This is a genomic window from Moraxella catarrhalis, from assembly GCF_001632285.1.
In the GTDB taxonomy this organism is placed as follows: domain Bacteria; phylum Pseudomonadota; class Gammaproteobacteria; order Pseudomonadales; family Moraxellaceae; genus Moraxella; species Moraxella catarrhalis.
The window spans coordinates 94,385-110,904 of record NZ_LWAH01000013.1 but is presented as its reverse complement, the minus strand read 5'-3'; the positions used below and the strand labels follow the sequence as shown (position 1 = coordinate 110,904).

At 42.0% G+C, this 16,520-nt stretch carries 10 protein-coding genes and 2 pseudogenes; all 12 read left to right on the top strand.

The window, feature by feature from the left end; translation table 11 throughout:
- Positions 1-168: 168 nt before the first annotated feature.
- The 12 genes and pseudogenes from A4U55_RS03660 to A4U55_RS03595 all read left to right on the top strand — a co-directional run bounded on the left by A4U55_RS03660 (position 169) and on the right by A4U55_RS03595 (position 16,410).
- Entirely contained in the window at positions 169-1,920 is a 1,752-nt protein-coding gene (locus A4U55_RS03660; protein WP_003666095.1) for a glutamine--tRNA ligase/YqeY domain fusion protein, read from the top strand.
- Positions 1,921-2,038: 118 nt separating this feature from the next.
- Positions 2,039-3,913, top strand: a complete 1,875-nt coding sequence (locus A4U55_RS03655) for a helix-turn-helix domain-containing protein (RefSeq protein WP_264753416.1) — start codon at positions 2,039-2,041, stop codon at positions 3,911-3,913.
- Positions 3,900-4,991 (top strand): type I glyceraldehyde-3-phosphate dehydrogenase, encoded by a 1,092-nt coding sequence (locus tag A4U55_RS03650; RefSeq protein WP_063454022.1) that lies wholly within the window; start codon positions 3,900-3,902, stop codon positions 4,989-4,991. The genes A4U55_RS03655 and A4U55_RS03650 overlap by 14 nt, the downstream gene beginning before the upstream one ends.
- Positions 4,992-5,183: 192 nt before the next feature.
- On the top strand, positions 5,184-5,450 hold the full coding sequence (locus A4U55_RS03645; protein WP_003656686.1) for an FAD assembly factor SdhE: 267 nt from the start codon (positions 5,184-5,186) through the stop codon (positions 5,448-5,450).
- Between the two features lie 99 nt (positions 5,451-5,549).
- A complete protein-coding gene (locus A4U55_RS03640) occupies positions 5,550-5,966 on the top strand; it encodes a hypothetical protein (RefSeq protein WP_003656685.1) in 417 nt (138 codons plus the stop codon).
- Positions 5,967-6,143: 177 nt separating this feature from the next.
- A complete protein-coding gene (locus tag A4U55_RS03635; RefSeq protein ID WP_003656682.1) occupies positions 6,144-6,854 on the top strand; it encodes a YidB family protein in 711 nt (236 codons plus the stop codon).
- Positions 6,855-6,994: 140 nt separating this feature from the next.
- Positions 6,995-7,669: an HAD family hydrolase gene (locus tag A4U55_RS03630; protein ID WP_003665161.1), complete on the top strand. Its 675-nt coding sequence runs from the start codon at positions 6,995-6,997 to the stop codon at positions 7,667-7,669.
- Positions 7,670-7,819: 150 nt separating this feature from the next.
- A protein-coding gene (gene prfB / locus A4U55_RS03625; RefSeq protein WP_100185532.1) for a peptide chain release factor 2 occupies positions 7,820-8,915 on the top strand; the annotation gives its coding sequence in 2 pieces (ribosomal slippage) (positions 7,820-7,891 and positions 7,893-8,915; 1,095 coding nt in all).
- A 252-nt stretch (positions 8,916-9,167) separates the two neighbouring features.
- Entirely contained in the window at positions 9,168-10,694 is a 1,527-nt protein-coding gene (locus A4U55_RS03620) for an acetyl-CoA hydrolase/transferase family protein (protein ID WP_003673010.1), read from the top strand.
- Between the two features lie 319 nt (positions 10,695-11,013).
- A pseudogene (locus A4U55_RS03615) lies at positions 11,014-12,843 on the top strand (acyl-CoA dehydrogenase C-terminal domain-containing protein).
- A gap of 80 nt (positions 12,844-12,923) precedes the next feature.
- Positions 12,924-13,693: pseudogene (locus A4U55_RS08780) on the top strand (acyl-CoA dehydrogenase family protein); the annotation flags it as partial.
- A gap of 368 nt (positions 13,694-14,061) precedes the next feature.
- Entirely contained in the window at positions 14,062-16,410 is a 2,349-nt protein-coding gene (locus tag A4U55_RS03595; protein ID WP_063454021.1) for a site-specific recombinase, read from the top strand.
- Positions 16,411-16,520: the final 110 nt, after the last annotated feature.

Here is a 16,520-nt window from a genome sequence, read left to right as displayed (position 1 = left end):
AATTTTGCTTATTATAGCATAAAATTTATGGGGTGTGCTTGTGCAAATTTAAAGGCGATACTGATTTTCTGGGTGCTTTATATTTATAAAATCATGCTTAAAGACCTAAAATTATGCTAAAATAATCTAATTATGGCATTTAAAACTGATCACCATGGACAATGAATTATGAGTACACAACCAACCGAAAAAAATGATTTTATTCGCACAATTATCCGTGATGACTTGGCATCGGGTAAGCATGACAGTATTTTGACACGCTTCCCTCCTGAGCCAAATGGATATTTACACATTGGACATGTGAAATCGATTTGCCTAAACTTTGGCGTGGCAAACGAATTTGGCGGTGCGTGCAATTTAAGATTTGATGACACTAACCCCACCGCCGAAAAACAAGATTTTGTTGATGGCATTAAAGAAGATGTCAGATGGCTTGGGTTTGAATGGGCAGGCGATGTACGCTATGCATCGAGCTATTTTGATGAATTATATGGCTGGGCAGTCCAATTAATCAAACAAGGCGATGCATATGTAGATTTACAAAGCATTGATGAAATCCGTGCCAATCGTGGCTCGTTTACTGAGGTTGGTGTGCCATCACCACAGCGTGATGCCAGTATTGAGGAGAATTTGGCTCGATTTGAGGATATGCGACAAGGTAAGTTTGCTGATGGTGAAGCGGTATTGCGTGCTAAAATTGATATGACGCACCCGAATCTTAATATGCGTGATCCTGTGATTTATCGTGTTATGCATGCTCACCACCATCAAACGGGTGATCAATGGTGTATTTATCCGATGTATGATTTTGCACATCCATTATCTGATGCCTATGAAGGCATTACCCACTCTTTATGTACACTTGAATTTGAAGACCATCGCCCATTTTATGATTGGGTCGTGCAAAAAGTTGGCTTTGATGTGCCGCCACGCCAGTATGAATTTAGCCGCCTAAATATTGACCACACTCTAACCTCAAAGCGTAAGCTCAAGCGGTTGGTAGATATGGGCGTGGTATCAGGTTGGGATGATCCTCGTATGCCAACTGTGGCAGGTATGCGTCGCCGAGGCTATACACCTGAAGGCTTGAGGGATTTTTGTGAACGCATAGGCATTACCAAATCTGAGGGGCTGGTAGATCATCGTATGCTTGAATTTAGCGTGCGTAAGTCGCTTGAGGAGACGACCGCTCGAGGCATGGCAGTTTTGCGTCCTTTAAAGGTGACCATCACAAATTTTGATGATGCTGTCTCTAAATTTAATGAGCTTAAAAATGAAAAAACACTGGCAGAATTTGATGGTGAAGCACTTTGGCTAACTCAGCCGAAGCATCCGCATTTGAACATGGGGGAGCGTCAAATTCCTTTTACCAAAACCATCTATATTGATGCCACCGATTATGAGATTGAGCCGCCAGCAGGCTATAAGCGTCTATCGCCAAATAATCCAGAGATTCGCCTGCGTAACAGCTATATCCTAAAAGTCAATGAGCATAAGACGGATGATGCAGGCAATGTGATTGAATTGATTGCAACGATTGATGAACATACACTGGGTAATAACCCTGAAGGTCGCAAAGTCAAAGGCGTTATCCATTGGGTTTCTGCCACTCATGGTGTTACAGCTTTCGTGCGTTTATACGACCATTTATTGCTAGAAGAAGATGAAATTGATGCATCTTTGGCACAGAATGCTTTAGGGGCTGATGCTGATGCGTTTTGGATTAACAGACACCTTAACCCAAATTCATTGACTGTATATCAAGCGGTGGTTGAGCCTGATTTAGCAAAAGCAGCGGCTGGTGAGCGGTTTCAGTTTGAGCGTGAAAGCTATTTTATTGCCGATAGTGTTGAGCATACGCAATCTTCACCCGTATTTAATCAAATCGTAAGCTTAAAAGACAGCTTTAAGCCTGAATAATTGCACACTTATCAGACTAAGACAGTTGACCAAAGCATCTTTTAGTGTGCTTTGGTCATGGATAAGTTGATATCACGGGGGCATAAGACAAATGCTCCAAAAAACTTAATCAAATACAATAAATCAAGTTGACGCTATGAAACAAGAGACCGCCCTTGCGATTTTAAAGACAGGGCAAAATGTTTTTTTGACAGGTCAAGCAGGTGCAGGAAAAACCTATGTACTCAATCAGTACATTGAATATTTGCGAGTGCGACAAATCCCTGTCGCAGTCACAGCCAGCACTGGTATCGCATCAACGCACATGAATGGTATGACAGTTCATGCATGGTCGGGCATTGGTATCCAAAATGAGTTTGAGAAAGTCAATCTGCAAAGGCTTGCCGCCCGTGATGAATATCTTGAACGCATCAAAAACACCAAGGTACTCATCATCGATGAAATCTCAATGCTTCACAGTAAGCAAGTTGATACCATCAATCAAGTTTTAAAGTATTTTCGAAAAAATGAGATGCCTTTTGGGGGCGTTCAGGTAATTTTTTCAGGTGATTTTTTTCAGCTGCCACCAATTGGCGATAAGGGTGAAACATCAAAAGAAAAATACGCCTTTATGTCGCAGGCTTGGTGTGAGTGTAAATTTCAAATCTGTTATCTCACCGAGCAGCATCGCCAAACAGGCACTGATGAAAAACAGCGTTTTGGCTTATCTTTGAATGATATTTTAAATCAAATCCGTCGCCAATCGGTGACACAGCAGGCGATTAATATCCTGACATCCACCCAAAATCATACCATTGACTTGAACCGCACCAGACTTTATACGCATAATGCTGATGTGGATGTCATCAATCAAACACAGCTCAATGAATTGACTGCCAAGACCATAACTTATCGTGCCGCTAAAATGGGTGAAAAACCCTTGCAAGAATCACTGTCAAAGAGTGTGCGTGCCCCCGATGAGCTGACGGTTGCAATTGGTGCTAAGGTCATGTTTGTCAAAAATTTGCCCCTTTTGGGTGTGTATAATGGCACGATGGGCGAAGTGGTTGGCTTTATTGGCGTATCAGGTAAAGCCTATAAAGCTACTGATGCTGACATCTCTGAAACCGCCTATCCCTTGGTTCGGCTCAATACTGGTGGAGAGGTTGCTGCAGAGCCTGAAGAGTGGACAGTGGAGGATAAGGATGGCACTGTATTGGCAAGTTATACCCAAGTACCTTTATGTTTAGCTTGGGCGATCACAGTGCATAAGTCCCAAGGCATGACTTTAGACGCTGCTGAAATTGACTTATCTAAGACCTTTGAGATGGGGCAAGGCTATGTTGCACTTTCTCGTTTACGCTCATTAGATGGGCTAAAATTGCTGGGTTTTAATATCAAAAGTTTATTGCTGGATGAATGGGTGCAACGCATTGATCAGCGATTTATTGAGTTGTCTTTTGAGCATGCCAAGGCTTTTGAACTGTTTGATGAATCGATGCTTACCAAAATTTATGACGCCTTTATTCATGCGTGTGGTGGTACAACCAATCCTGAGGTCATCGCTGCCAACCAAAAATATCGAGCGCTCAAAAAGCAAGGTGTGCTTGGTCAAACAACAAAAGCACAAAATCAAACCAAAGCAGAACAAACCCTTAGCAACGGACTAACCAGTACCATTCATGAAACTTATGAATTCATTCAGCAAAAGATGGATTTAGAAGAGATTGCTGCCAAGCGTAGTTTGGCTGTTTCAACCATCATCAAGCATGTGACAAGTATTGGTAAAATTATGGGCATTGATGCCATCGAAGCGTATCGCCCAGCTGATGAGGCAATCACCAATATCAAAGATGCGATGCGTCATCTGGATGCTCAAGGCGAATTTGCCGATGGGTTTAAAATTAAGCCCATTTACGATGAACTTCGTGAAAAGTATAGTTATAATGAAATACGCTTGGCTTTGGCGTATATTGATACCTCAAAGATGGACGCTGATCGTGATACCAAATAACCCACACCATCAAGCAAATGTACCAAAATTACGCTTGGCCATCAATGGTTTTGGTCGCATTGGGCGTAATGTACTTCGAGCTTATCTGCAACAGTTAAGTAATTTTGGTCATATTGAAATTGTCGCCATCAATGATGTTGCCGATAACCAAATGCTTTTGCATTTATTAAAATTTGACAGCACGCATGGGCGTTTTGATCAAGGTGATCATAATGCAGCACAAGTTTCATTAACGACCAATCAAGATAACTCATATTTGACAATCACAAAAGGCGAGTTGTTACATCAGATTCTTTTGCTAAGCTGTGATGAGCCAGAGTATTTGCCTTGGGCAGATCTGAATGTCGATGTTGTGCTGGAGTGTACAGGTCAATTTCGTTCCTATGCCGATGCCAATCGCCATCGCACAGCGGGCGCAAAGCAAGTGATTATTGGTGCAGCACCATTTGATCGTGTTGATGCCAGTATTGTCATTGGGGTCAATGATCACAAGCTTCATGCTGATTTGCCAATTATCTCAGGGGTGTCTTGTACGACACAAGCTTTAGTACCTCTATTATCTGTACTTGATGATAAATTTGGTATCCAAAGTGCTATGATGACTGAGATCCATGCCGTAACAGCAGACCAAAGCGTATTAGACCAAGCACACCGTGATTTTCGCCGTGCCCGTGCCAGTGGTCATAATATCATTCCCACAACATCCAGTAGCATTAATGCCACCGAACGAGTGTTACCTCTGATGCGTGGTAAAATTAATGGGCATTCCATCCGAGTTCCAACAATTAATGTTGCTGCGATTGATTTGACTGTCAAATTTAACAAAACAGTGAGCTTAGATCAGATTAAAGATGCATTGATGACAGCCAGTCAAAACCAGCTTTTGGGCATCATGGATTATTGTGATGAACCTTTGGTATCTAGTGATTTTATTGGTAATAGCCATTCCTTGATTATCGATGGACAGCAGTTGATGATGGCAGGTGAGCTTGCTAAGATTTATGCTTGGTATGATAATGAATGGGGTTATGCCAACCGTTTGCTTGATATGTGTCAAAAGCTGGCAGACTTAAGGTAGCGTTATAGATATTTTTATCCTCTTTTTGTGCAAGCAATTATTATAAAATCATTGTATCACCATAAGAAGATACTATCGTCAGATGCCCAAATGATGATAAATCATGACTAATGAAAATTTATCATGATTTATCATCAATAATAACGCAATTTTGATATACTAAGCACACCCAAAATAACATAAGGAAACACCATGACCATTCAGCCCACTGATGCACAGCGCCGTATCATCTATCAAGCTCGCCGTGGTCTCAAAGAATTGGATTTTTATATTGATTATTATGTCAAATCGCATTATTTGAGTGCAGACGCAGATGAGCAGCAGGCATTTGAGACATTGTTAAGTTATGAAGATCCAGATTTATTGGTGTTTTTTTTGGGTCAAGAAACGCCATCAGAGGCAGGTGTTGCTGCTTTGATTGACAAGATGAAATCACTTCGTCATACTGGCACTGTCTAGCCTGATTAAATAGTCAGTCAGATTTTGAGCGTTTATTCTCAATATCCTTTGGTGTTAGATGCTGCCTTTGTGCCAACACGCACAGGGTGGTATCTGTGGATGAGTACCATAGTTTTGGTTCTACTCATCTGTTTGGCTGTCGGCTTGTCATGGTGGCAATGGGTAAGTTTGGGTGTATGTACAGGCGTATTGATTGGTTTTTATGCTTATCATCAAAGATCAGGCATCCGTCAGATGAGCAGCCGTCAGATTGATGGTGTTTGGCTGTTGTCTTTTCCTATCCGTTCAAAACAAGCGGCAACCACTCAAGATGACCCAAAAGATACACATGTGATCCATCAAGCTTATTTACATGATATCCGCTTGGTTGATTTGGGATTGAGTTTGGTTGTGGTGATAAATTTTTATGCCATCAGCCCAAGAAGGCAGCCGTTAAGCGTTATTATCTTTGCCGATCAGACCGATTCACACAATTTTTCTAAATTATCTGCACTGGCAAGACTTTACCAAAAATAGCACAAATGTTTACAAAAACACTGTTCCGTGATGTACTGGATTTTGTTAAGATGACGACATCATCATTGAGATTTGTTATGAAAGTTTTGTGATTAAAGTGATGAAAAATGTTAACTTGTATGATGTTTTTATCAACGATTTATCATACAATAGATGATTTAGGATAGGGGAAATGATATGAGCTTATTACAAAGCATTGTTACAGAAGTCTTAAAAAATACCGTACAGTCGCCACCTAAAGCTCAGCAAGTACCACCAAACCCCCAGCAAGGCGGCTTGGGTGGTTTATTAAGCGGTTTAACAGGTGGTCAATCCAATGCCACCAGTGCAAGCTTAGGCGGTCTATTGGGCAGTGTCATTGGTACACAAATGGGCAAGCAAACACAAGGCTCACCGCTTGATGCTGTGTTGGGCAGTTTATTGGGCAACAATCAACAAAATACCAGTGCTGGCGATTTGGGCAATGTGCTTGGTGCGGTTTTGGGTCGTGGTAATGTCAAATCGGCTGGCATGAATAAAAGTACACTGTTGCTTGCTTTGTTGCCAATTGTATTGACATTTATCCAAAAAAATGGCGGCCTGTCAGGCGTACTTAGCAAATTTTCTAACAACGGCTTACAAAATAAGGTACAGTCTTGGGTGAATGTCGATACCAATAATGATGGCATTGATGCCGATGATATTGCAAGATTATTTGATCATCAAGACATTGAAAATATTTGCCAAAAAACAGGCGCTAGCCGATTGGAAGTTTACCAAGGTATCGCAGAGCTTTTGCCGAAAGTGATGGATGATTTGACACCTCAAGGTGATCTATCAAAAGAAAAAGAGGCCAATGATGAGATTGCTGAGTTATTGGCAAATCTGAAAAGCTGCTCAGTAGTTTAATGCAGTCAAAAAAAACAGATTTTAAAACCTGTTTTTTTGGGCTTATTGGTTGGATTTTATCAAAAGAAGCGTTTGACGAGATCCGTATTTTATTCAAAATCGCCGTATCTTACGGATTAATCTAGTTGTGATGAGAAATTATGGCAAATTTAGCGTTATTTGATTTGGATATGACACTGATTAATGTGGACAGCGACCACAGTTGGGGGCAATATATTGTCAAAAAAGGCTTGGTAGACCCCCAAGCTTATGCCGATGCCAATGATAAATTTTATCAAGATTATATTGCAGGCACGCTGGATGCGGTGGCATATAATGAATTTGTGGCGGCATTTTTAAGCACTCAAAGCATGACAGATTTGCATACTTATCGAGATGAGTATCTAAAGACATGGATACGCCCAAATATGCGTCCAAAGGCGATTGAACAAATTGCCTATCACCGTACCCAAGGCGATACAGTCGTGGTGATTAGTGCGACCAATGATTTTGTGGTTGTACCCATTGCTAAGTTATTTGAGGTGGATGATGAGCATACTTTGGCAACTCGCCTAGAGGTGGTGGATGATGTTTATACAGGTAAAGTGGCAGATAAGCCCAACTTTAAAGATGGTAAACTTTATCATCTAAAAAATCTTATTAATCACTTTGAATCGCAAGGCATCAAATTTGATAAGCTCATCGCCTATTCTGACTCAAAAAATGATATTCCACTGTTAAGCCATGCCGATGAAGCAATCTGCGTCACACCTGATGATACCCTAAGAGCGTATGCCAAAGAACAAGGGTGGCAAGTGGTAGATTGGGCAATGTGATTGATATTGACATTAAAACACAAACACGCCATTAAGCCATAAATCAAAACACCAGATGGGCTTTTGGCATGGTAAAATTAGATAAGATTTGGTATAATTTTTTGTTTAAAATTTCGGCAATCCTACCGAATTGTTTTCACGGGAGAAATCATGGAAATTGCACAGTATCAAGAACAAATCAAAGATTTGCACGCTCGTGGGCAAGAGCTTCGGGGGTATCTTTGACATTGAGAGCAAAAAAGAACGCCTAGAAGAGGTTAATTTAGAACTAGAAAACCCCGACATTTGGAACAATCCTGACCTTGCCACCAAAATCAGCAAGGAAAAATCAGTGCTAGATGGTATCGTGGGCGTGATAGATGGCTTATCCGCCAAACTCGATGATGCTGCCGCCATGTTAGAGCTTGCTGTAGAAGATGATGATGAGAGCCTGCTTAGTGATGTGCAAGCGGAGCTGGATGATGCCCTAAACAGCGTAGAAGAGTTGGAGTTTAGGCGGATGTTTAGCGGTGAGATGGATGCCAATAATTGCTATTTGGACATACAATCAGGCTCAGGCGGTACAGAAGCACAGGACTGGGCCCAGATGCTCTTGCGGATGTATTTGCGTTGGTGTGAATCGCACGGCTTTAAGGCGGAGGTGTTGGAGGTTTCCGAGGGGGGCGTGGCAGGCATCAAATCAGCAACCATTATGGTTAAAGGTGATTATGCTTTTGGCTGGCTTCGCACTGAGATTGGTGTGCATCGCTTGGTGCGTAAGTCGCCTTTTGACAGTAATAACGGTCGCCATACCTCGTTTGCAGCGGTGTTTGTCTCGCCTGAGATTGATGATAATATTGACATTGACATCAACCCTGCCGATTTGCGTATTGATACTTATCGTTCAAGCGGGGCAGGCGGTCAGCATGTCAATACGACCGATTCGGCAGTACGCATTACCCATCAACCAACAGGTGTGGTTGTTGCTTGTCAAAATGAACGCTCTCAACATGCCAACAAAGATACTGCCATGAAAATGCTCAGAGCCAAACTCTATGAACTTGAAATGCAAAAACGCATGGAAAAACAGCAAGCACTTGAAGAGAGCAAATCCGACATCGGTTGGGGCAGTCAAATTCGCTCTTATGTGCTTGATGATTCACGCATTAAGGATTTGCGAACAGGGGTTGAAACTTCCAATACAACAGCGGTATTAAATGGGGATTTGGATAAGTTTATTGAAGCCAGTCTTAAAGCAGGGTTATGACTTAATCTGATGTATGAACTAAAATATCGTCCTTATGGGCGATATTTTTATAGGCAATATTTTTTGGTTCATAGATTGGTATTTTAACTTAATTTCAAAGTTGGTGGTGTAAAAAAACTGGTGATTAAAACATGCTTAAATCTTGAATAATCATGGCAAATATTACCCAAGCTATTTATTTTATTTGTGGTTAGTGCTAAAATCTTGATAGCTTTTGCTATAAACAATTGTACACATCTATAAGGAGACAGAATGTCTATTGACCGTATTCGCCACGCAGGTTTGCGTGAAAAAGTGATGAGTGCTGACAAAGCCGCTCAGTTCATCCAAAATGGTATGATGCTTGCCATCACAGGCTTTACAGGGGCAGGCTACCCAAAAGCCCTACCAACTGCCATCGCCAATAAAGCCAAGGACGCTCATGGCAAAGGTGAAAAATTTAGCGTTGGTATGGTAACAGGGGCATCCACCGCTCCTGAATGTGATGGCGTGCTTGCCGAGGCAAAAGCGTTGCATTTTCGTTCACCATTTCAGTCTGACCCAATACTTCGTAATGGCATTAATGCAGGCGAGATTGCCTATCAAGACATGCACTTATCGCATGTTGAACAGCAGATGCGTCAAGGCTTTTATGGTAAATTTGACATTGCCATCGTTGAGGCGGCTGCCATTACCGAAAATGGTGAGCTGATTTTTGCGATGGGCATCGGTCATGGCGTAGAAGCGATTAAAAACGCCGATAAAATCATCATTGAGATTAATGATGCTCTAAGTGTAGGCTTAGAGGGCATGCATGACATCTATGATGAGGTGGGTTTGCCGCCACACCGTAAGCCCATTCCCATCGTTGGGGCATTTGACCGTATTGGTACAGCAGGGCTTGCCATTGACCCTGATAAAGTGCTTGCCATTGTATTAACGAGTGCTGGCGACCGTAATTCTAAATTTGCCGAGCCTGACGATGTGTCTAAGCGTATTGCAGCTCAGGTGATTGATTTTCTTGACCATGAGGTTAAGGCGGGTCGCTTGCCTAAGAGCCTGCTGCCACTTCAATCAGGCGTGGGTAATGTTGCCAATGCCGTCATGGCAGGTCTTTTGGATGCACCATTTGATGATTTGGAGGGTTATACCGAAGTACTTCAAGATGGCATGCTTGATTTGATTTTGGCCAAAAAAATGAAAACCGCTTCTGCCACCGCTTTGTCATTTAGTCCAGATGCACTGGCACGCTTTAACGAAAATATTGAGTTTTTAAAAGACAAAATCGTCCTTCGCCCCATGGAGGTTAGCAACAATCCAGAGATTATCCGCCGTTTGGGGGTGATTGGCATGAATTCTATGATTGAGGCGGATATTTATGGTAATATCAACTCAACTCACATCATGGGTACTCGCATGATGAATGGCATTGGTGGCTCTGGCGACTTTACTCGTAATGGCTTTTTTAGCATTTATGTCAGCCCATCTACCGCCAAAGGTGGGGCAATCTCAGCGATTGTACCGATGGTCAGCCATCATGACCACACCGAACACGATGTGATGTTTATCGTAACCGAACAAGGCATGGCAGATTTGCGTGGTAAATCGCCAAAACAGCGTGCTAAGGTGATCATTGACAACTGTTCACACCCTGATTATCGTGACATGCTTCGTGATTATTATGACCGTGCATTTGTGGCAAGCCAAAAAACAGGTGGTGTACACACGCCGCATCTGTTGCTAGAAGCATTGTCATGGCATCAACGCTTTGTTGAGACAGGCGACATGCGTATTAAGTAATTGATAGATCTTACAAAAACCGTTCAATCAAAACCGATTGGACGGTTTTTATTTGGATAAATGCGTATACCGCCATACCAAAATAAAAACCAAAATTGATGGTGAAGATTTTGCAAGTCTGCTTTGATGACTGATGAGTCAAAAGGGAGGTTTGCATTACAAGAGGGCATTGGCTATTCTATTTAGGAGAATTTTGTATATCGGTTTTAATTGCTCATATCATGATGCTGTTACCAAGCCATGCTTTGATCAAGCTTATCAGCTGGAATTGGTCAAGTTTCATACAGTCTATTTGAGCAGTTTTATTATAAAGGAATGAATAATGCAGTATGTTGCTCCTATCCGTGATATCCAGTTTGTGATGCATGAGCTTTTGGACAGTTAATCACACTACAGTAAACTGTCTGCTTATGCAGAGCTTGATACAGATACAATCAATAGCTATCTTGAGGCGGCAGCTGATTTTGCACAGTCCGTGATTGCCCCTTTGAATCGTACGGGCGATATCGAAGGCTGCCAATTTAATCATGGTGTTGTTACGACACCGACTGGCTTTAAGGAGGCATACGCACAATACTGCGAGCTTGGTTTTCCTGCGATCAATGCTGAGCCTGAGTTTGGTGGCTTGGGCTTGCCAGTATCATTATCAAGTGCGGTCAGTGAGATGATGGGGACTGCCAACTGGTCATTTGCGATGTATCCGGGGCTATCACATGGTGCAATTCAAACCATTGAACATCATGGCACAGAGGTTCAAAAAGCCACTTATCTTGAAAAGATGAATACAGGGGCTTGGTCAGGCACTATGTGTTTGACCGAATCGCATGCAGGCTCTGACCTTGGTATCATCAAGACGCGTGCTGTACCCAATGAAGACGGCAGCTATGCCATTACTGGTCAAAAAATCTTTATCTCAGCAGGTGAGCATGATTTAACCGAAAATATCATTCATATCGTACTGGCTCGCTTGCCTGATGCACCAGCAGGCACCAAAGGCATCTCGCTATTTATCGTGCCAAAATTCATCGTCAATGATGATGGTTCGGTGGGTGAGCGTAATACGGTCAGCTGTGGCTCAATTGAGCATAAAATGGGTATCAAAGCATCAGCAACTTGCGTGATGAATTTTGATCATGCCAAAGGCTATCTCATCGGACCAAAAAATCGTGGTCTAAATGCCATGTTTACTTTTGTGAATGTGGCACGCTTAGGCACTGCCATCCAAGGTTTGGCAGCGTCCGAGCTTGCTTTTCAGGGGTCGCTAACTTATGCCAAAGAGCGTACCGCCATGCGTGCTTTATCGGGTGTCAAAGAGCCGAATAAGTCAGCTGATAGCATCATTCATCATCCTGCGGTACGCAATATGCTACTGACCCAAAAAGCCTTTAGCGAAGGTGGTCGGGCTTTGGTGTACTATTTGTCTTACTTTGCAGATACTGTTGCCAAAGGTGAAAACCCAAGCGAGGTTAAGTTTGCTGATGAAATGTTGTCATTATTAACCCCAATCGCCAAAGCGTTCTTGACCGAAACGGGTCTTGAGTCGGCGAATATGGGCGTACAAGTCTATGGTGGTCATGGCTATATCAGTGAATGGGGCATGGAGCAAAACTTGCGTGATACACGCATTTCATGCCTATACGAAGGCACAACCGAAATCCAAGCTTTGGACTTGCTTGGCAGAAAAGTACTTGGCTCACAAGGTCGTATGTTGGCGAATTTTACTCAGATAATTCATCAATTTTGCCAAGAAAATGCAGATAATGATGAAGTTGGTCAGATGGTTAGTACACTGGCTAAGCTAAATCAGCAGTGGCGTGATTTGACTTCTCGTATCGCCATGCAAAGCACGCTAAACCCTGAAGCTGTTGGTGCTGCTGCGGTTGATTAATTGTATTTTAGCGGCTATGTTACCTTGGGATATCTTTGGGCAAGAACAGCGGTCTTGGCAAAAGCCAAATTAGCTGAGTTTGATGGTGATCTTGGCACTGATAAATCATTGTAAGGCGAATACGGCTTTTATGATGCCAAAGTGAAAACTGCCGAGTTTTATTTTGCCAAACTGATGCCGCGTCATTTGGTTCATGTGGCTCGCATTAATACTGGCTTTGATAGTTTGATGGCGATGGACGCCGAACAATTTGCCTTTTAATTGGTTTTCAGCTATAGTAAATTAATCACATGGTATGATTAGTATTATTTGATAATAAGGTTTGATAATAAGGAAAGTTTATGACATTGCACTATACTGCACCACTTGATGAAATGTGTTTTACTCTAAAAGAAGTTTTTCATGCCCCAAAATTTTGGACAAATACAGACCGCTTATCCCATGTTGATGAACAAACGGTTGATATGATTTTAGATGAAATGGCAAAATTTGCCACCGAGGTTTTGTTACCACTCAATCAGTCGGGTGATGAAGAAGGTGCCAAATACTTAGATGAAGGCAGAGTTGCGACACCATCAGGTTTTCAAGAGGCTTTTCGTGCTTATGCAGATGCAGGCTAGGTTGGTTTAGGCGGTGATCCAGAGTATGGCGGTCAAGGCATGCCAAAAATGGTTACCATGCTGGTTGAAGAGATGTTATTTGCTACCAACCAATCATTTACCCTATATCCGATTTTGACGGTCGGAGCAACGCTAACTTATTGGCTACCGCAAGTTGCGAGCAAAAATCCCAATATCTTGAAAAAATGTACTCAGGTCAATGGGCGGGTACGATGTGCTTGACAGAAAGTCATTCGGGTACTGATTCGGGTATCATCAAAACACGAGCCACGCCCAATGAAGACGGCAGCTATGCCATTACTGGCACCAAAATATTCATCACAGGTGGCGAGCATGATTTGACCGAAAATATCATTCATCTTGTGCTTGCCAAGACACCAAACGCACCAGCTGGCTCAAAGGGCATTTCGCTATTTATCGTGCCAAAATTCATCGTCAATGATAATGGCTCATTGGGCGAGCGTAACGGTGTGCAAGCAGGCTCAATGCAATCATGGCATTTGATAATGAATTTTTTGCTTAAGCTTGGTTGTATTAAGTTATGTTAAGCATAAAATTAACCCAAATTTGAGTTAATTTAATTTAACGCATTCAATCACACCAAAAAAGGACGAAAGATTATTTTTGTCCTTTTTTGGCGATGAATGAATAGATAGCCTACCGCAGTATTTGGTAAATACACATAAATATGATACAGTAGCGATTATTTTTCACCAGTATTTTTATCCAAATGATTGCAAAGACCCAATTGACGGTAATCATGAGCAACGATTTTATCATCATGCTTATTTGAACTAAAATCAAATTTTGGGTTAATCAAAAGACAGCCAATCATCACTGTCCAATTGGTTACAATCTGATGTTATTGATGGGCAAAATCATCCAGCGGAGTTTCATTGTGCTAGAAAATGACATGTCAAATCTTGAACAAATATTACAGCGTATCGTTATGCTACAAGAGCTGCCAGAACCTGAAGCCTTAAAACGCTTGATCGATGCTTTGCGTGTTACTGACGAAGATGAAGATAATGAAATTGTGGATGCCAAATTTGATGAGCTGATTGCACTTTTGCGTGAGCATCCTGAGTATGGTTCAGGATTGGCGGCCTTTATTTTACGGTTAATTAATAAATATCGTCAAATTACTTTATATACAGATACAGGCATTGCATCCGATCAAAGTTTTTCAAGTAGTGTCTCACGCTTAATCAGCCACCGTTTTTTGCCATTACTGCCCGAAGAGGATTCGGTGGTTGAGCTTGCTAATTATCTTTTTGATAGGAATAATGATTGGAAGTGGGTAGAATCCATCTCGGATGAACGATGGGATGCTTTGGTGTCGTTGATTCGTCCTGATGAACAGGATCTAAGTTTGGTGGCTCAAGCCAAAAACAGCATTCTAAATGCCATCGTGGTATTGTCATATCGCATCAGTGGCATTGGCCTACATCCTGAGCTGATGAATTTTTATCCTGAGCTGCTGAATTATTCGGCGGCATTTGTGGCACAAAATCAAGAAGCGGTGTTATTTGTCAATCAATATCGCCAAGCTCATGAACTGGATTTGATGACAGATGTCATCCCTGATCAAGACATCGACCCTGCCCCTTTGATGGTGATGGTGGAGCAATGTGAAGATATTGTCGATACACTCAGAAAGCGAGTATATAAAACAGGTATTTCAATTCGTCTGACAAATATGTTAGCACGCCTTGAGCAAAGTTTACAGCGTATGCGGACTTTGGTTGAGCTTGTGAGTGATGCAGAGCATAAGCGTGATCAAGCGATTGCGGATTTGACCATTGAAGTGGTGCAGACTGCTAAAACTCGCTACAGTTTTAGCTCATTGATTGAGTCAAACACCCGCCTTTTATCACGCAAAGTAACCGAAAATGCAGGGCGTGTTGGTGAGCATTATATTAGTACCGATAGAACTGGCTACCGTAAAATGTATAAAAAAGCAGCCATTGGCGGCTTATTTATCGGCTTTATGGCGACATTAAAGATGCTGTCTTACCATGTGGTATTAGCACCAATTGGACGCGCTTTTGTTAATAGTATGATTTATGGCTTGGGCTTTGTTTTTATCCACATTGCCAAAGGCACTGTTGCAACCAAGCAGCCAGCAATGACAGCAGCAGCAATCGCATCAACCATCTCTGGCTCATCAGGCAAAAAAACTCAGCAGCTGGCAAAATTAGCTGAATTGGTTGTTGATATTTTACGCACACAGTTTATCGCCATTTTGGGTAATATTTCAGTGGCGATGCCAGTGGCTTTATTGATTGCACTGGCATGGGGGTATTTTTATGATACGCCGATGATTGATGGCGCTCAAGCTGCTCATTTATTGCATGACTTAGACCCAATTCGTTCTTTGGCATTACCACATGCGGCAATTGCTGGGGTGTTTTTATTTGTCTCAGGATTGGTTGCAGGCTATTATGATAATTTGGCTGCTTATAATAAAATTGGTGAACGCATACGCAAGCATTGGGTTTTGATGCGTGTGATGCCAAAGCGGTGGCTGGATAAGATGAGTAGTTTTGTAGAAGCCAACCTTGGTGCGATCATGGGTAACTTTATTTTTGGCTGTTTTTTGGGCAGTACAGCAACGGTTGGCTATATGCTTGGGTTACCTTTGGATATCCGTCATATTGCTTTTGCTTCTGCCAACTTTGTGCATGGGCTATATTATCTATCGCCTGAGCATTTGACTTGGCAGGTGGCAATATTGTCTTTTGTGGGCATGTTGCTGATTGGTATGATGAACCTTTTGGTCAGCTTTTCGCTTGCGTTGATGGTGGCATTACGCTCAAAAGAGGTGAAATTCACAGAATGGAAACAGCTTTACAAACTGGTTACCAATCATTTTATCACACGCCCCTTAGATTTTGTCTGGCCGCGTAAACAAACTGTCAAATATGCCAAGATTAATAGCTTGGGTGAGATTATTTTTGAGGAAGCGACGGACGAAAAAGCCAATCACATTTTTGCTGATTCAATTGTCCGCCGCTTAGGACGCAATAAACCCAAAGACGCATCAAAGGGTGAAGTGCCCGATGATATCCGAGAAGCGATCGAAGCGTATCATAATGATGAATTGGATGAGTCAGGTAATCTGGTGGATAAATCATCTGACGACTATAACGATAATGGCATCAATTCTTTACCAAAACCCTCAACGCCGCCTAATTTACCAGGTTGATTATAACGCTTTTAATTTTACTGTCTTTACCTTTGGGTATGTGATAGTCGTGTTAAAAACTTTGCTTTTGGCAAAGTTTTTGCTTGTACAAGATAATCAAACTTACCTGC

What these genes read in the sequence shown, in the direction of transcription:
- A4U55_RS03660 (WP_003666095.1), top strand. Translation starts at nt 169, where the DNA reads ATGAGTACACAACCAACCGAAAAAAATGATTTTATTCGCACAATTATC.
- A4U55_RS03645 (WP_003656686.1), top strand. Translation starts at nt 5,184, where the DNA reads ATGACCATTCAGCCCACTGATGCACAGCGCCGTATCATCTATCAAGCT.
- A4U55_RS03640 (WP_003656685.1), top strand. Translation starts at nt 5,550, where the DNA reads ATGAGTACCATAGTTTTGGTTCTACTCATCTGTTTGGCTGTCGGCTTG.
- A4U55_RS03635 (WP_003656682.1), top strand. Translation starts at nt 6,144, where the DNA reads ATGAGCTTATTACAAAGCATTGTTACAGAAGTCTTAAAAAATACCGTA.
- A4U55_RS03630 (WP_003665161.1), top strand. Translation starts at nt 6,995, where the DNA reads ATGGCAAATTTAGCGTTATTTGATTTGGATATGACACTGATTAATGTG.
- A4U55_RS03620 (WP_003673010.1), top strand. Translation starts at nt 9,168, where the DNA reads ATGTCTATTGACCGTATTCGCCACGCAGGTTTGCGTGAAAAAGTGATG.
- A4U55_RS03595 (WP_063454021.1), top strand. Translation starts at nt 14,062, where the DNA reads ATGTTATTGATGGGCAAAATCATCCAGCGGAGTTTCATTGTGCTAGAA.